The sequence below is a fragment of the Streptomyces poriticola genome (genome assembly GCF_036689765.1).
In the GTDB taxonomy this organism is placed as follows: Bacteria; Actinomycetota; Actinomycetes; order Streptomycetales; family Streptomycetaceae; genus Streptomyces; species Streptomyces poriticola.
Genome location: NZ_JBAGKH010000012.1, coordinates 33,071 through 50,762, shown reverse-complemented (window position 1 = coordinate 50,762; position 17,692 = coordinate 33,071). Strand labels below are relative to the sequence as shown.

15 protein-coding genes are annotated in these 17,692 nt (G+C 74.3%); 2 read left to right on the top strand and 13 right to left on the bottom strand.

Annotation, left to right across the window (positions count from 1 at the left end; translation table 11 throughout):
- Positions 1-25: 25 nt before the first annotated feature.
- The 9 genes from V5O46_RS17690 to infC form a co-directional block, all read right to left on the bottom strand.
- Positions 26-1,366 carry a transcriptional regulator gene (locus tag V5O46_RS17690; RefSeq protein WP_332885568.1) on the bottom strand — a complete coding sequence of 447 codons (1,341 nt, stop codon included), beginning with the start codon at positions 1,364-1,366 and terminating at the stop codon, positions 26-28.
- 270 nt (positions 1,367-1,636) lie between these two features.
- Positions 1,637-2,674, bottom strand: a complete 1,038-nt coding sequence (locus V5O46_RS17685; RefSeq protein ID WP_332885567.1) for a PP2C family protein-serine/threonine phosphatase — start codon at positions 2,672-2,674, stop codon at positions 1,637-1,639.
- Between the two features lie 144 nt (positions 2,675-2,818).
- Positions 2,819-5,371 carry a phenylalanine--tRNA ligase subunit beta gene (gene pheT, locus V5O46_RS17680; RefSeq protein ID WP_332885566.1) on the bottom strand — a complete coding sequence of 851 codons (2,553 nt, stop codon included), beginning with the start codon at positions 5,369-5,371 and terminating at the stop codon, positions 2,819-2,821.
- Positions 5,371-6,492, bottom strand: coding sequence for a phenylalanine--tRNA ligase subunit alpha (gene pheS / locus V5O46_RS17675; RefSeq protein WP_332885565.1), 1,122 nt, complete (start codon positions 6,490-6,492; stop codon positions 5,371-5,373). Before pheS ends, pheT begins: the two co-directional genes overlap by 1 nt.
- A 148-nt stretch (positions 6,493-6,640) precedes the next feature.
- A complete protein-coding gene (locus tag V5O46_RS17670; protein WP_332885564.1) occupies positions 6,641-7,813 on the bottom strand; it encodes a sensor histidine kinase in 1,173 nt (390 codons plus the stop codon).
- A gap of 51 nt (positions 7,814-7,864) precedes the next feature.
- Positions 7,865-8,713: a TrmH family RNA methyltransferase gene (locus V5O46_RS17665; protein ID WP_332885563.1), complete on the bottom strand. Its 849-nt coding sequence runs from the start codon at positions 8,711-8,713 to the stop codon at positions 7,865-7,867.
- Between the two features lie 104 nt (positions 8,714-8,817).
- A complete protein-coding gene (gene rplT / locus V5O46_RS17660) occupies positions 8,818-9,201 on the bottom strand; it encodes a 50S ribosomal protein L20 (protein WP_055470307.1) in 384 nt (127 codons plus the stop codon).
- Positions 9,202-9,311: 110 nt separating this feature from the next.
- Complete coding sequence (gene rpmI, locus V5O46_RS17655; RefSeq protein WP_030577024.1) at positions 9,312-9,506, bottom strand: 50S ribosomal protein L35; 195 nt, start codon at positions 9,504-9,506, stop codon at positions 9,312-9,314.
- A 108-nt stretch (positions 9,507-9,614) separates the two neighbouring features.
- On the bottom strand, positions 9,615-10,235 hold the full coding sequence (gene infC, locus V5O46_RS17650; RefSeq protein WP_332885660.1) for a translation initiation factor IF-3: 621 nt from the start codon (positions 10,233-10,235) through the stop codon (positions 9,615-9,617).
- A 386-nt stretch (positions 10,236-10,621) separates the two neighbouring features.
- Here infC and V5O46_RS17645 point away from each other — a divergent pair, with 386 nt between their 5' ends.
- A complete protein-coding gene (locus V5O46_RS17645) occupies positions 10,622-10,978 on the top strand; it encodes a DUF1844 domain-containing protein (protein WP_332885562.1) in 357 nt (118 codons plus the stop codon).
- 3 nt (positions 10,979-10,981) lie between these two features.
- Here V5O46_RS17645 and V5O46_RS17640 read toward each other — a convergent pair whose 3' ends face one another.
- The 3 genes from V5O46_RS17640 to V5O46_RS17630 all read right to left on the bottom strand — a co-directional run bounded on the left by V5O46_RS17640 (position 10,982) and on the right by V5O46_RS17630 (position 13,727).
- Entirely contained in the window at positions 10,982-11,713 is a 732-nt protein-coding gene (locus V5O46_RS17640) for an SseB family protein (RefSeq protein WP_332885561.1), read from the bottom strand.
- A 68-nt stretch (positions 11,714-11,781) separates the two neighbouring features.
- Complete coding sequence (mycP, locus tag V5O46_RS17635; RefSeq protein WP_332885560.1) at positions 11,782-12,978, bottom strand: type VII secretion-associated serine protease mycosin; 1,197 nt, start codon at positions 12,976-12,978, stop codon at positions 11,782-11,784.
- Complete coding sequence (locus tag V5O46_RS17630; protein WP_332885559.1) at positions 12,975-13,727, bottom strand: hypothetical protein; 753 nt, start codon at positions 13,725-13,727, stop codon at positions 12,975-12,977. Before V5O46_RS17630 ends, mycP begins: the two co-directional genes overlap by 4 nt.
- 1,635 nt (positions 13,728-15,362) lie before the next feature.
- Here V5O46_RS17630 and V5O46_RS17625 point away from each other — a divergent pair.
- Positions 15,363-16,565: an amino acid deaminase/aldolase gene (locus V5O46_RS17625; RefSeq protein ID WP_332885558.1), complete on the top strand. Its 1,203-nt coding sequence runs from the start codon at positions 15,363-15,365 to the stop codon at positions 16,563-16,565.
- A gap of 154 nt (positions 16,566-16,719) precedes the next feature.
- On the opposite strand, the gene V5O46_RS17620 is transcribed toward V5O46_RS17625, so the two are convergent.
- A complete protein-coding gene (locus tag V5O46_RS17620; protein WP_332885659.1) occupies positions 16,720-17,676 on the bottom strand; it encodes a DUF2510 domain-containing protein in 957 nt (318 codons plus the stop codon).
- Positions 17,677-17,692 lie beyond the last annotated feature (16 nt).

Here is a 17,692-nt window from a genome sequence, read left to right as displayed (position 1 = left end):
GCACCCGGGGGCGGGGACCGGGCCCCTACAGCGGTACCCGCAGCGCCCCGTCGATGAGTTCGGCCGCCTCGGCCGTCCCCGCGCAGCCGCTGGTCGCCAGGTGCTCGCGGACCGCCCGGAGCCGGTCGCGCAGCCGCTGCGACTCCATGCCCCGGGCCTGCTCGGCCATCTGCACGGCGGTGGCCACCGCCTTGTCGGCGTGGCCCTGGCGCAGTTCGATGGTGCTCAGCATGGCCAGCCGGTGCACCCGGCCCCGGTCGTGCGCCGGGGTGTCGACGGCAGCCGCCGCATGCTCCGCCGCCGCGGCCAGGTCCCCGAGGCTCAGCAGCGCCTCCGCCACCTGGACGTTGACCAGCCCCGGCTGCACATAGCCGGTCTCGTCGGGTTCGTAACCGCGCCGGATGCGTTCGGCGGCCTGCTCGGCGCGCCGGATGCAGGACAGCGCACTGGTGCCGTCGCCCAGGTGCGCGTAGGCCTTCGCCTGCATCGCGTACAGGTCGGAGGCGAGCGCCGGGGTGATGTGCCGGCCCGCCGCACGCAGCGCGGCCTCCGCGAAGGCGACGGACTGGCGGTACTCCCGCATGTACAGCGTCTGGTTGACCAGCAGCGCGATCACATAGGCGCCCAGTCCCCGGTCCCCGCTGGCCTTGGCCAGGCGCAGCGCCTGGTGGAAGTAGCGCTGGGCCAGACCGTGTGCGTCGGAGTCGTAGGCACAGATACCGGCGACCGCCACCAGCCCACCGGTGGCGCGGTGCAGGTGGCGGCCGGTGGCGTCGGTGTAGCCGCCGCGCAGCAGCGGTGCGGCCTCGGTGTTGAGGAAGCCGACGATCCGGGCGCGGGTCGCGATGCCGCCGGCCTTGCGGTACATCTGCTCGTAGTGCGCGCGGGCGGCGCGCAGCGTTTCCAGATCGGCGGGGGTGACCCGGTGCCGGCCGCCCCGGGAGACGTCCACGTCCTCAGGCGGGTTCTCCCACTCCCACACCGGCATCACCGCGGGGGTACCGGTCAGGGCGGGCGCGCCCAGGATGTGCGGGCGCTGCTGCTGGTCGGAGCGCCACAGCGCGGTGGCCCGTTCCACGAACCCGGACAGCGACCCGGTGTGCGGTGCGGAGGGCTCGCCGGGTACTCCGAGGCCGATGTCGTCGAGCGTGACCGGCCGGTGCAGCCGGGCCGCGAGCACCTCGCAGATCAGGTCGGGCACCTGACCCCGGGGCCGCTGCCCCTTCAACCAGCGGGCGACGGCGGTGTGTTCGTACCTCAGGGCGAGACCCCGGGCCCGTCCGGCCTGGTTGACATGGGCGGCCAGACCCGCGTGCGAGATCCCCGCCTCGTCCAGGATCGCGTCGAGCAGGGTGTTGGGCTGCATACGTGCCCCCGGTGGCTCGGTGCGGACAGAGTAGTGGGTGCGTCTTCACACGGGGTGTGAACGGAGTACTCGCATCCGTAGCGTGTGTGCGCTGTTGCGGAGAGTTCCGAACGGGTTGACTGAGCTGCCTCGCAAGAGGCCGGCCGGGCCGCCGGCTCCCCCTCGTACAGTGCGGCGGCCCGTTCTCGGGCCGTCCGTCCAGCTGCCTGCCCGACACTCCGTGGCTGGGCGGACGGCCGCCCGGCGCTCCGTGGGCCCACGCAGGGGGGCCTATGCGCCGTTCACCAGCGGCCGGGTGCCGGCTGCGGGCGCGCCGCGGCCGGCCGCGCGGTTCCCCGCGCCCCCGGGCTGATGCTCGCAGCCCAGCACCAACAGGGCCACGTCGTCCGCGGGCGCGCCGCGCGCGTGGTGCAGCAGCATGGCGAACGCCCGGCCGAGTACGGCCCGTGCGGTTCCCGGCTCGGCCTGTGCGGCGTCGGCGAGCACCTCCCGCAGCGGGAAGAAGCGGCCGTGCGGGTCCCGGGCGTCCTCCACGCCGTCCGTGTGCAGGACGAGCAGTTCGCCCGGGCGGAGCCGTCCGCAGGGTGCCGCGGGCAGCTCGGCGGGGAGCGGGAGGACACCGAGGGGCGGCAGGGGGTCGTCGCGGGCCACGGGGTCGACCTCGGTGCCGCGTATCAGATGGGGCCACGGGTGGCCGCAGTTCAGGGCGTGCAGGGTGCCGTCGGGGCGGATCTCCAGCAGCAGGACGGTGACGAACTCCTCGGCCGCTGTACCGCCCGGGCCGTCGCGCAGATGCCGGGCGAGGGTGCGGTCCAGCCGGCGCAGCACCCCGTCGAGGGCCGGTTCGTCGTGCACGGCCTCACGGAAGCTGCCCAGGACCGCGGCGGCCGTGCCGAGGGCGGCGAGACCGTGGCCGCGGGCGTCGCCCATCACCACCCGTACGCCGTGCTCGGTGCGGGCCACGTCGTACAGGTCCCCGCCGACCTGCGCACCGCGGTCGGCGGACAGCTGGGCGGCGGCGACATCCAGTCCGCCGATCCGCGGCGCCGGCGGACGCAGCAGCACCTGCTGGGCGGCTCCGGCGGCCTGTCGCGCCCGGCGCAGCTCGCGCAGCAGCGTCCGCCGGACGTGCAGCACCAGGCCGGTGCCGACCGCGAAGAACACGGCGCTGGTGACGATTCTGGGCCCGAGCCCGTCCTGCTGGGCGAGCGGGCAGGTCAGTTTGTAGGTGACGGCCGTGGCGCCCCAGAAGGTGGGCAGCCCGAGCGCGAGCACCCTGCGGGGAGCCCGAGCCTTGATGTGGAACATGCTGGTGGCCCCCCAGTCAGGCCCAGACAGCGCGGACCGGCCCCGAAGGGCCGGTCCGATTCTGTCCACGGGCATGGCCGGGACGGGCCAGATCGCCCGGAATTGTCACCCGTACGAGTGATGTGTCCCTGGTATTCCGGCGAACTAGCTGCGGAGCACCGCCCCGGTCCGCTCACCGGCGAGGGCCACCGCGGCGTCGCGGGCGGCGGACGCCTCGTCGACCGTCAGCGTCCGGTCCCCGGCCCGGAAGCGCAGCGCGTACGCGAGGGACTTGCGCCCCTCCCCCAGCTGCTCGGCATTGTCGTACACGTCGAACAGCCGGATGGCCTCCAGCAGTTCACCGGCGCCCTCGCGCAGTGCCGCCTCGACCTCCGCGGCCGGCACGAAGGCGTCGACGACGAGGGCGACGTCCTGGGTGGCGACCGGGAAGGTGGAGATGCCCGGTGCCTGCGGGGTGGCCCGACCGGCCTTCGCCACGACGTCGAGGTCCAGCTCCATCGCGCAGCTGCGCGCCGGCAGGCCGAGCGTCTTCAGCACCCTCGGGTGCAGCTCGCCGGCGTGGCCGACGATGTGCTCGGTGCCGTCGAGGTCGACCGCCAGCTCTGCGCAGCGGCCCGGGTGCCAGGGACCGTACTGGCCCTTGCGGACGATCAGCTCGGTGCCGGCCTCGCGGGCGACGGTCCGGGCGGCCTCGACCGCGTCGGCCCAGTCGGCCGGGCGGCCCCTGCCCCACCAGCCGGCCTGCTCGCGGGCCCCGGCCAGGACGGCGGCGACATGCCGCGGCTGGTCGGGCAGCGCAGCGTTCAGCGCGGCGAGGTCCTCGTCGCCGGGGCGCCGGTCGACGGGGAGGTGACCGGCGGCGTGCCGCTCCTCGCGCGGCCGGAAGACCAGCCCGGTCTCGAACAGCGCCAGGTCGTGGCCGCCCCGGCCGTCGTTGCGGCGCAGCGCGCCGAGCAGGCCCGGCAGCAGCGAGGTGCGGAGCGCGGGCTCCTCGTCGCTGAGCGGGTTGACCAGCTTCACGACGCGGCGGGCCGGGTCGTCGGCCGCCAGCCCGAGCTGGTCGAAGACCCGCTCGCTGACGAACGGGTAGTTCGGCGCCTCCACGTATCCGGCGCCGGCCAGGGCCCGGCCGACGCGCCGGTGCAGTCGCTGCCGGGCGGTCAGACCGCGGCCGGCCGGCGGCTTGGGCAGGGTGGCCGGCAGGTTCTCGTAGCCCTCCAGCCGGACGACCTCCTCGGCGAGGTCGTTGGGATCGGCGAGGTCGGGCCGCCAGGACGGCACCGTGACGATCAGCTCGTCCTGGCCATACACGTCGCAGCCGACCTGCTGCAGCCTGCGGACGACGGTCTCACGGCCGTAGCTCACGCCCGCGACCCGGTCCGGGTGGTCGGCCGGGGCGGTGATGGTGTGCGGCGTGACCGGGGCGCTGACCTCGGTGACCCCGGCCTCGGCGGTGCCGCCGGCCAGCAGCACCAGCAGGTCGACGGTGCGCTGCGCGGCGGCAGCGGCGGCCTGCGGGTCGACGCCGCGCTCGAAGCGGCGGGAGGCCTCGGAGGACAGCTTGTGCCGGCGGGCGGTCCGGGCGACGGAGACCTGGTCGAAGTGGGCGGCCTCGATGACCACGTCCGAGGTGGCGCTGCCGCCGTTCTCGACGGCGTCGTGGTCGGCGATCTCGGTGTTGGCGCCGCCCATCACGCCGGCCAGCCCGATCGGGCCGCGGTCGTCGGTGATGACCAGGTCCTCGGCGTGCAGCTGCCGCTCGACGCCGTCGAGGGTGACGATCTCCTCGCCCTCCTCGGCACGGCGCACGCCGATGGCGCCCTGGACCAGGCCGCGGTCGTAGGCGTGCAGCGGCTGGCCGAGCTCCATCATCACGTAGTTGGTGACGTCGACGGCGAGCGAGACCGGGCGCATGCCGACCTTCTGCAGCCGCCGCCGCAGCCAGATCGGGGAGCGCGCCTCCGGGCTGAGACCGGTGACCGTGCGGGCGGTGAAGCGGTCGCAGCCGGCCGGGTCGGCGATCTTCACCGGGTAGCCGTAGGCGTTCGGGGCGGGCACGTCGAGCAGCGCGGGGTCGCGCAGCGGCAGGCCGTAGGCGATGGCGACCTCGCGGGCGACGCCGCGGATGGACAGACAGTCGCCTCGGTTGGCGGTGACGGCGATGTCCAGCACCTCGTCGACCAGCTCGAGCAGCTCGACGGCGTCCCTGCCGACCTCGGTCTCGGGCGGCAGCACGATGATGCCGTGGCTGCCGTCCTGGCCCATGCCCAGCTCGTCGCCGGAGCAGATCATGCCGTGCGAGACCCTGCCGTAGGTCTTGCGCGCGGAGATCGAGAAGCCGCCCGGCAGGGTGGCACCGGGGAGGACCACGACGACCTTGTCGCCGACGGCGAAGTTCCGGGCGCCGCAGACGATCTCCTGCGGCTCACCCGTGCCTCCCCCAGTGCCGGAAGCCTGGGAGGTGCCCCCAGCCTGCCCGACGTCGACGGTGCAGAAGCGGATCGGCTTCTTGAAGCCCTCCAGCTCCTCGATCGTCAGCACCTGACCGACGACCAGCGGCCCCTTCAGGTCGGCACCGAGGTGTTCGACGGTCTCGACCTCGAGGCCGGCCGAAATCAGCTTGGCCTGCACGTCACGACCGGTCTCCGTCTCCGGCAGGTCGACGTACTCCCGCAGCCAGGAAAGCGGGACCCGCATCAGATCTCCATCCCGAACGGCCGGGTGAACCGGACGTCACCCTCGACCATGTCTCGCATGTCTTCGACGTTGTGGCGGAACATCAGCATCCGCTCGATGCCGAACCCGAAGGCGAAGCCGCTGTACTTCTCCGGGTCGACCCCGCAGGCGCGCAGCACGCGCGGGTTGACCATGCCGCAGCCGCCGAGCTCGATCCAGCCCTCGGAGGAGCAGGTGCGGCAGGGCCGGTCGGGGTTGCCGACGGAGGCGCCACGGCAGACGTAGCACACCATGTCCATCTCGGCGGACGGCTCGGTGAAGGGGAAGAAGTTCGGCCGCAGCCGGGTCTTCATGTCCTCGCCGAACAGCGACTGGACCATGTGGTCCAGGGTGCCCTTGAGGTCCGCCATGGTCAGGCCCTCGTCGACGGCGAGCAGCTCGACCTGGTGGAAGACCGGAGTGTGGGTGGCGTCCAGCTCGTCGGTGCGGTACACGCGGCCGGGGCAGATCACGTAGACCGGCAGCTCGCGGTCGAGCAGCGAGCGGATCTGCACGGGCGAGGTGTGGGTGCGCAGCACGACGCCGGAGTCGCCGGAGCCGTCGGGTCCCTCGACGAAGAAGGTGTCGGCCTCGCCGCGCGCCGGGTGGTCGGGGCCGATGTTGAGGGCGTCGAAGTTGAACCACTCGGCCTCGGCCTCGGGGCCCTCGGCGACCTCGTAGCCCATGGCGACGAAGACGTCCTCGATCCGCTCCGACAGGGTCGTCAGCGGGTGGCGGGCGCCGGCCGGGACGCGGTCGTAGGGCAGCGTGACGTCCACCGCCTCCTCGACCAGGACGCGGGCGTCGCGCTCGGCCTCCAGCTCGGCCTGGCGGGCGGCGAGGGCCTTGTTCACCGCGCCGCGGGCCTGGCCGACCCGCTTGCCGGCCTCGGCCTTGGCGTGCGGGGGCAGGGCGCCGATCTCGCGGTTGGCCAGCGCCAGCGGAGAGGTACCGCCGGTGTGGGCGACCTTGGCCTCCTGGAGCGCGTCGAGGGAGCCCGCGGCGGCGAAGGCTGCGAGCGCCTCGTCCCGCATGCGCTCGATCTCTTCCGGTCTCAAGGCCTCGACCTCGACAGGGTCGTACGACTTATTGGGTGCCGACATCTCTTCCCGTGCTTCCGATTGGCTGGCTGATGGTCCCCGTCACCGACTGGCCGCCAGGGCGTGGGCCGTGTGCAGGACACAAAGGTGCCAAAGGCCGAGTCTAACGGGGTGGGGGAATGCGGTGGCGCCCGCGGGGCTTCCGGGCTCCTCAGCCGAGGTACGCCGGTGCCGCCACGGGCAGGGTAAATCGGAACTCGGCGCCGCCGCCGGAGGTGCGGCCGACCGTGATCGTGCCGCCGTGGGCCTCGACGATGCCCTTGACGATGTACAGCCCGAGGCCGGTGCCGCCGCGCTTGCTGCCCCGCCAGAAGCGGGTGAAGACGCGGTTCATGGACTCCTCCGGGATGCCGGGCCCCTCGTCGCTCACCGTGACCGACGTGCCGGCGTCCTCGCCCTCCCGGGGCGACGCCGTGGCCGTGAGGTCGATGGTGACGGTTCCCTCGCCGTGGCGCACGGCATTTTCGATGAGGTTGCTGAGCACCTGGTCGATCTTGTCGGGGTCGGCCCACAGGGCGGGCAGCGGCTGGACGAGCCGGAGCAGGAAGCGGTCGGCGGGCTGGCCCGCGGCGACATAGGCCTGGATGTGGCGGCCGACGGCGGCGCCGATGTCGACGGGCTGGCGGCGCACCTCCAGCCGGCCGGAGTCGATGCGGGAGATGTCGAGCAGTTCGGCGATCAGCCGGGTGACCCGGTCGGCGTCGGCGTCGACGGTCTCCAGCATCAGCCGCTTCTGGTCGTCCGTGAACCTCTCCCACTTGGCGAGCAGGGTGGCGGTGAAGCCCTTGACGGAGGTGAGCGGGGAGCGCAGCTCGTGGGCGACGGTGGCGATCAGCTCGGCGTGGCTGCGCTCGGTGCGGCGGCGGGCCTCGGTGTCGCGCAGGGTGATGACGAGGCGGTGGACGGGTCCGGTGGGGCGGGTGCGGACGTAGCGGGCGGAGACCAGCACCTCGCGGCCGCCGGGCAGCAGCAGATTGCGTTCGGGCTGCCGGCTGCGGATGGCGAGCCCGCCGTAGGGGTCGGTCAGCTGCCACCAGCGCCGCCCCTCCAGGTCCTCCAGGGGCAACACGGCCTCCAGGGGGCGCCCGAGGGTGCCGGCCGCGCTGCGTGCGGTGATGCGTGCGGCGGCGCGATTGAAGCACACCACCCGTCCGTGCTCGTCGGCGACGACGAGGCCGTCGGGCAGGTCGTCGGGGTGGACGCCGCTGTGGGCGCCGGGCTGGACACCGGCGTGGGCTTCGGCGCCGACGGGGTCGTCGGGCCGGGGCGCGGGCGGGCGCCGCGCCTGTCGTGCTCCCGGCGCGCTGCTCGTGCCGACGCTCATCCCCGTACCCCACCTCTCGACCGTGCCGGGGGCCCCGAGCTGGTCACCTTACTAGCTGTTGGTGACGGAGCGGCACCCCGTGGCGGCGCGCTGTGCACGCGCCGACGCATAGAGACATACGGCAGCGGCGGTGGCCAGGTTCAGACTCTCGGCCCTGCCGTGGATCGGGACCCGGACGACGGCGTCGGCGAGGGCGCGGGTCTCCTCCGGCAGACCCCAGGCCTCGTTGCCGAAGACCCAGGCGGTGGGCCCGCCCATGGTGCCGGCGTCGAGCTCGGCGTCGAGGTCGTCCCGGCCCGCCCCGTCGGCGGCGAGGACCCGGACGCCGGTGTCCCGCAGCCCGGCGACGGCCCGCTCCACGGGGACGCCGACGGCGACGGGCAGATGGAACAGCGAGCCGACGGAGGCGCGCACGGCCTTGGGGTTGTACAGGTCCACGGAGGCGTCCGTGAGGACGACGGCCTCGGCGCCGGCGGCGTCCGCGCAGCGCAGCACGGTGCCCGCGTTGCCGGGGTCACGGACGTGGGCGAGGACGGCGACGAGTTTCGGCCGGGCGGCGAGAACGTCCTCGAAGGAGGTGTCCAGGAACCGGCAGACGCCGACCAGGCCCTGCGGGGTGACGGTGGTGGAGACGTCGGCGATCACCTGCTCGGCGGCGAGGTGGATCCGGGCGCCGGCGGTGCGGGCGGCGCCGACGATGTCGGCGTGGCGCTCGGCGGCCTCCACGGTGGTGAAGAGTTCGGTGAGGGTGTCGCCGTGCGCGGCGGCCTCCCGTACGGCCTGCGGCCCCTCGGCCAGGAACAGCCGCTCCTTGCCCCGGAAGTTCCGCTTGGCCAGCCGCCGCGCGGCGGACACACGGGGCGAGCGCGGGGAGATCAGCTCGGGGGTGGCGGGGGGCATCTGGTTCACCTTGGAGTGGTTCGGCGGTTCACGGACACAGCAGGACCCGCAGGCCTCGTGGCCTGCGGGTCCTTCGGTCACGTCGGCTCAGGGCCGACGCGGCGTCACGCGGCCTTGGGCGCGTTGACGTCGCTCGGCAGCGCCTTCTGGGCCACCTCGACCAGCGCGGCGAACGCGGTGGCGTCGTTGACGGCCAGCTCGGCGAGGATCTTGCGGTCCACCTCGATGTTGGCGGCCTTCAGACCCTGGATGAAGCGGTTGTACGTGATGCCGTTGGCGCGGGCAGCGGCATTGATGCGCTGGATCCACAGCTGACGGAAGTCGCCCTTGCGCTTCTTGCGGTCGTTGTAGTTGTAGACCAGCGAGTGGGTGACCTGCTCCTTGGCCTTGCGGTACAGGCGCGAACGCTGACCGCGGTAGCCGGAGGCCTGCTCGAGGATCGCCCGGCGCTTCTTGTGGGCGTTGACTGCCCGCTTGACGCGTGCCACTTGTTAACTCCTTGTAGCGGGGCCGTGGTGGTCCTCACACGGCCCGAAAACGACTGGGTCCCGGTCCTGACGTACGGCGCTGACTGATCGGTCGATCACGCGCCGGGGCGTCACTTGCCGAGAAGCTTCTTGATCTTCTTGGCGTCGCCCGGGGCCATCTCGGCGTTGCCGGTGAGGCGCCGCGTCACACGGGACGACTTGTGCTCGAGCAGGTGGCGCTTGCCGGAGCGCTCACGGAGCACCTTGCCGGAGCCGGTGATCTTGAAGCGCTTGCTGGCACCGCTGTGCGACTTGTTCTTCGGCATAGCGCCGTTCTCTCCTCTGGGTGGCGCTCCGGTGCCCGGTCGTGAAACCGGGCACGGTGGAGCGTCGCTCTTGTTTCGGTTGCTGCCTGGGACCGCAGTCCCGGGGGATCACGCCTCGGCGGGCTCCTCGGCGGCGGCCTCCTGACGACCACCCCGGCCCTGGCGCTCGGCCTTGCGGGCCTCCTGCGCCTGACGGGCCTCGGCCATCGCCTCGGTCTTCTTCTTGTGCGGACCGAGAACCATGATCATGTTCCGGCCGTCCTGCTTCGGGTTCGACTCCACGAAGCCGAGGTCCTGGACGTCCTCCGCGAGGCGCTGCAGCAGTCGGTAGCCCAGCTCGGGCCGGGACTGCTCGCGACCACGGAACATGATCGTGATCTTGACCTTGTCGCCCTGCTTGAGGAACCGGACGACATGACCCTTCTTGGTGTCGTAGTCGTGCGGGTCGATCTTCGGCCGGAGCTTCATCTCCTTGATGACCGTGTGCGCCTGGTTCTTGCGCGCCTCACGGGCCTTCATGGCCGACTCGTACTTGAACTTCCCGTAGTCCATGAGCTTGCACACGGGCGGACGGGCGTTCGCCGCAACCTCTACGAGGTCGAGGTCGTACTCCTGCGCAAGCTCCAGGGCCTTGGCAAGCGGAACAATCCCGACCTGCTCGCCGCTGGGACCGACAAGTCGCACCTCGGGAACGCGAATCCGGTCGTTGATGCGGGGCTCGGCGCTGATGGATCCTCCTCGGTAGCACCACGCGACGGTCTGGCAGACAGCCGCGTAACGTCTGTGTTCGTTGGACCTGACCGCGCCGAGACAGAGAAAACGCCCCGGACGATCACAGGCGGGGCTCCTCGAACTACCGGAGCACCGCCGCTTTTGATCGCGGGGCGCGCTTTCGGGTCGGCCACCGCCGCGAGGGCGGTGCCGCCTGACCGGTGACCCGCCGTCCCGGGGGACGGCCAGGTGGGAGTTCGAAAGCCTCCACTTCGTGGGCCGGGCCCGCTGCCGCGAGGCGCGCGTGTCCGACCGGTCGTTGCACCAGGTTAGCAGCTCGTCAGGGGATGGGCTAACCGAGACCGGGTACGACCGTACCGTGCCGGGCGCCTATCGTGTGCGGCATGAGTGACACCCCTGCTGAGTCCCCCGACTTCGACGCCATGACCCGCGACATCGCCGAGGTCCCGGCGGTCGAGGTGATCGTGACGGTCGCCGTCAATCTGATGAGCGCCGCCGCGGTGAAGCTCGGTCTGACCGAGGAGGGTGAGTCGCACAAGGACCTCGACGAGGCCCGCAAGCTGGTGCACGCGCTGGCCGGATTGCTGGACGCGAGTGCGACCGAGATCAGCTCGTTCCATGCGGCGCCACTGCGCGACGGGCTGAAGTCGCTGCAGCTGGCGTTCCGCGAGGCGTCGCTCGTCGCGGACGAGCCGGGGCAGGGCCCGGGCGAGAAGTACACCGGCCCGGTCTTCGGCTGAGGCCTATCCGCGAACGTAGAAGGGCTCGCCCGGCGGCGTCGCCCCGGCCGGCAGCAGTGCCAGGTCGAGGCCGCGCACCAGGCGGGCCCTGAGTGTTTCGTCGGCGGCGAGCCGCTCGGCGACGGCGCGGGCGGCCTCGGCGGGCGCGGCGGAGGAGTCCAGGACGAGGGCGAGGGTGCCGTCGCCCCGGCCGGGGCCGAGATGGGCGCGGAGCACGGCCGGCTCGGTGGCCACGACGCCGCGCACCGCCTCGACGACGGCCGGGTCGGTGAGCGGGTCGGTGCTGGTCCGGCCCTCCGCCAGGGCCAGCAGGGCGGGGCCGGTCAGCTCGAACGGCACCGGGCCGGCCAGGTCCAGCACCACGGTGTCGGCCTTCTCGTGCGCCGCGGCCTGCAGCGCCTGGTGGAGAGGTACGGCCACCGGGCGGGCCGCCGGGTCCCAGCGGGCGAGGGAGCCGGTGGAGGTGAAGGCGGGCAGGGCGGTGCGGTCGCCCGCCCTGAGGGTGGGTACGGCCATGTCGCTGGTCTTCTCCCGGCGCAGCCCGTGCGCGTCCTCCTCCACCTCTCCGAGCACGGCGACGACGGGGACCAGCAGCCGGGCGTCCTTCAGCGCCTCCAGCACCGGCGCGACGGCGGTGCGGTCCTCGGCCCAGGCGGCCAGCGCCGCGCCCAGCCGGGCGTCGGCGGAGCCGTCGTCGTCGGAGAAGCCGGGGTCGGGGATGTTCTTGTTCGCCACGGTCCCGACCCTATCGGGGCCCGGGACCGCCTCGGCGGGCGGCCGAGGGAGACCGCCGGCCGGGCCGTCTAGAAGCGCTCGAACTCGCCGAGGCGCCGTCGTCTGCCGCGCCAGAGCATCACGGAGGCGACCAGCAGGACGCCGCCGGCGCTGCCCGCGAGCGGGGCCGCCCAGGCCGAGGGGCCGTCGTCCGGCTCGGTGGTGTCCGGTCCGGGGCCGAAGTAGCGCTCGCCGTAGGCGGCCGAGGTGAGGCCGTCCGGCTCGAGGCGGCCGGCCTCCTCCAGGGCGGCGGCGGGGTCGACGAAGCCGAAGCCACGGGAGTCGTCCCGCCCGCCGTCGGGGGCGTTGCGGGCGGTGTCCTCCAGCAGCCGTTTGACCTGGGCCGGGGTGAGGCCGGGATGGGCGGCCCGGACGAGCGCGGCGGCGCCGGAGACGAAGGCGGCGGCGGCGCTGGTGCCCCAGCCCTCGTAGTACTTGCGGTCGGGGTCGGCGATGATCACGTCGTCGCCGGGGGCGCTGACCGTGGCGTACCAGCGGCGGGTGGAGAAGGAGGCGCGGGTGCCGTAGCGGTCGACCGCGGTCGCGGCGATCACGCCGGGGTAGGCGGCCGGGTACGAGATGTGGTCGCCCTTCTCGCCGCCGTTGCCTGCGGAGGCGACCACGACCACGCCCTGGGCCAGGGCGTACTGGATGGCCTCGTCCTCGGCGGATTCGGGGTGGGCGGAGGCGGAGTCGTCGCCGAGGGAGAGGTTGATGACGTCGGCGCCGTTGTCGGTGGCCCAGCGGATGCCCTCGGCGAGGGCGTTGCCGCGGGTCTTGCGGGCCTTGGTGCGGGCCGGGTCGCCGTCCTCCAGGATCACGCGGACGGGCAGGATCTTCGCCTCGGGGGCGATGCCGATGACCCCGTCGGCGCCGCCGGGGCCGTGTCCGTGGCCGGCGATGATCCCGGCCATCGCGGTGCCGTGCCGGGCCCAGGCGCGCTCGCCCTCGCTCGCGCCGAAGCCGACGAGGTCCTTGCCGGCCAGGACGTTGCCGGCGAGGTCGGGGTGGCCGGCGTCGACGCCGGTGTCGAGGACGGCGACGGTGACGCCCGCGCCCCGCGTGGTCCGCCAGGCCTCGTCGGTGTGCATGGCCTCCAGGGACCACTGCTTGGCGCGGATGTTGTCGGCGTGCGCCGCGGTGGGCGGGACGAGGGTGACGGCGGCCGCCAGAAGGAGGGTGAGGGCTGCGCCGCGGCGGGTCCCGGCTGGTGTCGCGAGGGTCACGAGGGCGCCTCCGTGGGGTCCGGGTCGGCGGTCTTGCGCAGGCCGCGTTCGACGCGGTCGGCGAGGCCCTGGGCCTCGTGGCCGAGGCCCGCCTGGGCGGGGGCGGCGGTCGCACCGGACGCCATGGCCTCCTCGGCGGGCTGCGGCTTGTCGACGGCGCGGCCGTCGGCCCAGCCGGAGACGGCGTAGACCACGACGGGGGCGTCGGTGAGGACGGAGACCGTCCACGCGGCGCGCTGCGGTGCGCCGAAGCCTGCGGCGACGGTGTCCTCCGCGGCGTACGGCAGCGGCATGAGGTCGGCGCGCAGGCCCAGCCCCTGGTGCTCGAAGCGGCGGGCGAGCGCGGTCATGGCGGCTGCGTCGCCCTCGGTGAAGAGCAGGCCGACGGTGGTGACGTAGCTCTGGGTGGCGTCGGTGTAGGTGGCGCGGAGCAGGCGGGCGCAGCCGACGGGGTCGAGGGCCTTGCGCAACAGCGGGTCGAAGGCGTCGGCACAGCCGCTGTCGGGGGCGACGGCGATACGGGTCCAGGTGCGGTCGGCGCCGCCGGGACCGGCGCCGCGGCCGTCGACGGTGGGAGGGAACAACTGGTCGACGGGCACGCTGTGCCACAGCTCCGCGGCCGCGGCGTAGCCGCTGTGCGCGGGGTCGTCGCCGGAGTCCCCGACGAGCCAGCTCCCGGCCGCGGCCCCGCCGATCAGCCCCATCCCGAGCACGAGGCAGACGCCGGCTGCGACGGCCTGCCCGCGCATCCGTCCTCCGTACGGCGCCGTCCGGGCGCGTGCGGCACCCCCGTCGGGCCCACCGCCGTCCCCGGGCACCGCCGACGGACTGTGCCACGAGTAACCCGGGTCCGGCCCGCCGGGGCCACGGCGCGGCAGATCACCGGCGACGGGGCCGGCGTGGCCCGGGATGCGCGTGCCGGTGGTGAGGTCGGTGGCGGTGGGCGGCGGGGAGCCGCTCCCTGGCCGGGTGCCGCCGAGGGCGCCGGAGACGCGGGCGGTGTCCGGGGTGGAGTCGGCAACGGGGCGCCGGAACGGCCCGGGCCCGCCCTGTGTCCCACCGGCACCACGGGGACCCGACGTTTCGGCGGCACCCGTGGCGGAGGCCTCACCAGGCTGACCGGCCGACTCGGGGCCACCCTGCGCAGTCACGCCACGACCCGGACCCCGCACATCGGCCGCACCCCCAACAGAAGCAGCACCGGGATATCCGGACGACCCGAAAGCACCCTGCACGGGCACACCGCCACGCGAACCCGACGCCCCGGCAGCACCCCCAGCAGAGACAGCACCAGGCTGACCGGCCGACTCGGGGCCACCCTGCGCAGTCACGCCACGACCCGGACCCCGCACATCGGCCGCACCCCCAACAGAAGCAGCACCGGGATATCCGGACGGGTCTGCGGCACCCGTGGCGGAGACAGCACCGCTCAGGCCGGGCTGCCCGGGGAAGCCCGCGGCGGAGGCGGCGGTACGGCTCCCCGACCGGCCGGACGTGCCCGGGGCGGCCGACCCGTGCTCCTGGCGGGGGTTCGGGCCGGATGCCGCAGCGGCGGGCGTCGTCCCCGGGTGGCCGTGCGGCACAGCGCGGGCAGCCCCTGGCCTCTCACGGCGCTCGGCGGGCTCGGGGCCCGGGCCGGCCGGGACCCGGCGCAGGCGGGTCGTCGTCTCCGCCGGGGTCTCCGCAGGGGGCTGGACAGGCTGTGTCCGCGGCGCGGTGCGGAGCGGTTCCACGCCCGCACCTCCGTCACCGACGGTCGGCGGCACGTCGGGAAAGCGGGCGGAGGCGCGCGGCGGGGGCGGAGGCGCGGTGCCGGTCGTCCGGGGCTCGGCGGAAGGGAAACCGGGGAAACCGGACGACGCCGCCACGGGCGACGAGACGTCGGACGTCGACCCACACGCCGCCGGCCCCGAGGACACGACCGCACCCTCGGACCGCGCGGAAGCAGTCGACGGCGCATCCCCGGGACGGGGTTGCGTACCGGCCGGGGCGGGCTCGGCGGACGGGCGGTCCCCTGGGGGCGGGTGCTCCTGCGCGACCTGTTCGGCGGGCGGTGTGCGATCGGCCGGCGGACGGGCGGGGCGCGGCGGGAAGGAGGCGCGGGTGCGCGGCGCTTCCGTGCTCATGCACCCCCCGTTTCCTCGTGCCCGGGCCGTTCCTCGTGACGCGGTACGCGGTGCACGCTCCGTCCGGGCACGCATACCCGCACGGGCGGACCGCCATCCCGGCACGGACGTCGGGCGTGCAGCCCGAGGCCGTTCCGCCGTGCGTGCGCGTCACTCTACGGCGTGCCCCGGCGCGAGGGGGAACCAGTCCACGCCCCCGGGGCATTGGCCCGGAACGTCCCCCTACCCTGCGGTAATCCCGTCTGGCAGGCTGCGCCCATGACTGCGCCCTCCGCCGACCGGGCCCGATACGACCGGGCCACCGCCGCCCTCGACGCCCCGTTCGCGATCGTGGACCTGGCGGCCTTCGACGCCAACGCGGACGATCTGGTGCGCCGGTCCGGCGGGAAGCCGGTCCGGGTCGCCAGCAAGTCCGTCCGCTGCCGGGCCCTGCTCGAACGCGTCCTGGCCCGGGACGGTTTCGCGGGCGTCATGTCGTTCACACTGGCCGAGTCCCTGTGGCTGGCCCGCTCCGGCGTGGAGGACGTCCTGCTCGCCTACCCGTCCGCGGACCGGGCCGGGTACGCCGAGCTGACCGCCGACCCGAAACTGGCCGCCGCCGTGACCGTGATGGTCGACGATCCCGCGCAGCTCGATCTCATCGACGCCGCGCGCGGGGGCGGAGGTGAAGTGGTCCGGGTCTGCCTGGAGTTGGACACCTCGCTGTGGCTGCTGGGCGGGCGGATGCGGGTCGGGGCCCGCCGCTCGCCGCTGCGCTCCCCCGGCCAACTCGCCGGCCTGGCCCGCTCGGTGGCCCGGCGGCCGGGGTTCCGAGTGGTGGGGATCATGGCGTACGAGGGTCATGTCGCCGGAGTCGGGGACGCGCTGGCGGGCCGGCCGCTGCGGTCCCGTGCGATCCGGCTGATGCAGGCCGCGGCCCGGCGGGAGCTGGCCCAGCGGCGCGCGGAGGCGGTGCGGGCGGTGCGCGCGGTGGTGCCGGAGCTGGAGTTCGTCAACGGCGGCGGCACCGGCAGCGTGCAGTACACGGCGGCCGAGGGTGCGGTCACCGAGGTCGCCGCCGGGTCGGGGCTGTACGTACCGCGGCTGTTCGACAACTACACGTCGTTCCGGGGCCGTCCGGCGGCGCTGTTCGCACTGCCGGTGGTGCGCCGCCCGGGGGTGGGGGTGGTGACGGTCCTCGGCGGTGGCTACCCGGCCTCCGGTGCGGCCGCGGCGGACCGGCTGCCGGTGCCGTGTCTGCCCGAGGGGCTGCGGTACGACCCGCAGGAGGGGCCCGGTGAGGTGCAGACGCCGCTGCTCGGCCCGGCCGCCGACGATCTGCTCATCGGCGACCGGGTGTGGTTCCGGCACGCCAAGGCCGGTGAGCTGTGCGAGCGGTTCGACGCGCTGCACCTCGTGGAGGGCGACGCAGTGACGGCGACCGTGCCGACGTACCGGGGCGAGGGGCGTACGTTTCTCTGACGGTCCTCGGCCGGGTCCATGGTCGTCCACCGATTTCTCCGACGTGTTCCACCGCACCGACTCCCTGACGGTGTCCCACCGGCTCCCTGACGGCGGTCGGTTCGTGGACGGCGGCTCGTCCGCGTACCGCCGTCCCGCCCTCCCCGCGCGCCGGTCAGTCCGTCGGGCCGAGGCTGCTGCCCACGCCGCCGCCGGTGTCCGCGTCTCCGGCGGGGCGGATTCCCTCGGTGATGGTGTCCATCGCGGCGAGCGGCGGGCCGTCCTCGCCGGCGTCGAAGACGTAGCGGACGAGGATCGGGGAGCCGGTGCCGACGCTGGACGGGAACACCATCGACTGCACATAGCCGCCGGGTCCCTTGGCGGTCGTCACCCGCCAGCGGACCAGGTACCCGGCGCGGCCGGCGACGGCGACCGGCCCGGACTTCACGACCTCGTGGGACTCGAGGCCGCCGAACGGCCGGTTGCCTATCAGGTCCTCGTGGAAAGCGTCGTCTGCGGCGTCCGCTATGTCCTGCTTGGCGAGAACCTCCGGGGAGGTCTCGTCGGTCACCGTCACGGTGCGGGAGATGACCATGCCGCGCCGGCACACGGCGCCGTCGCCCGGGCACTCGTAGGTGCCGTCCGTCGTCATCATGACGTCGTCCTCGACGACGTTCTCGGGGCGGACCCAGCCGTCCGGCAGCGGGAAGGTGATGCCGTTGAGCTGGTCCTCGACGACGGCCGGGTCCTCCGCGTCGGGCCCGGAGCCGGACGGCGAGGCGGCGGGCGGCCCGCTCGGCGGTGCCGGGACGGTGCCCACGGTCGCGGTCACCGGGGGGTCGGCGACGGTGCCGCCGTCGTCGCCCCGGCCGAGGAGCAGCGCACCGCCGACCACCGCCGCGACCAGGACGGCCGCGGAGACGGTCAGGGCGACCGCCCTGCCGCGGCCGGTGCCGCCCCGGAACGGCGCCGGACCGCCGGTGCGGAGCGGAACCGTCGGGTGCGGCTGCGGAGGCGGCGGCTGCCCCGCGGCCGCGGGGGCGCGCCGGTGCTCGGTCCAGGCCCGGCCGTCCCACCAGCGTTCCTGGTGCGGGACCGACGGGTCGCGGTACCAGCCGGGCGGAGGCGTCATGGTCATGCACGCACTG

Coding starts and splice junctions, on each gene's coding strand:
- V5O46_RS17690 (WP_332885568.1), bottom strand. CDS start 1,366: ATGCAGCCCAACACCCTGCTCGACGCGATCCTGGACGAGGCGGGGATC.
- V5O46_RS17685 (WP_332885567.1), bottom strand. CDS start 2,674: ATGTTCCACATCAAGGCTCGGGCTCCCCGCAGGGTGCTCGCGCTCGGG.
- pheT (WP_332885566.1), bottom strand. CDS start 5,371: ATGCGGGTCCCGCTTTCCTGGCTGCGGGAGTACGTCGACCTGCCGGAG.
- pheS (WP_332885565.1), bottom strand. CDS start 6,492: ATGTCGGCACCCAATAAGTCGTACGACCCTGTCGAGGTCGAGGCCTTG.
- V5O46_RS17670 (WP_332885564.1), bottom strand. CDS start 7,813: ATGAGCGTCGGCACGAGCAGCGCGCCGGGAGCACGACAGGCGCGGCGC.
- V5O46_RS17665 (WP_332885563.1), bottom strand. CDS start 8,713: ATGCCCCCCGCCACCCCCGAGCTGATCTCCCCGCGCTCGCCCCGTGTG.
- rpmI (WP_030577024.1), bottom strand. CDS start 9,506: ATGCCGAAGAACAAGTCGCACAGCGGTGCCAGCAAGCGCTTCAAGATC.
- V5O46_RS17645 (WP_332885562.1), top strand. CDS start 10,622: ATGAGTGACACCCCTGCTGAGTCCCCCGACTTCGACGCCATGACCCGC.
- V5O46_RS17630 (WP_332885559.1), bottom strand. CDS start 13,727: ATGCGCGGGCAGGCCGTCGCAGCCGGCGTCTGCCTCGTGCTCGGGATG.
- V5O46_RS17625 (WP_332885558.1), top strand. CDS start 15,363: ATGACTGCGCCCTCCGCCGACCGGGCCCGATACGACCGGGCCACCGCC.
- V5O46_RS17620 (WP_332885659.1), bottom strand. CDS start 17,676: ATGACGCCTCCGCCCGGCTGGTACCGCGACCCGTCGGTCCCGCACCAG.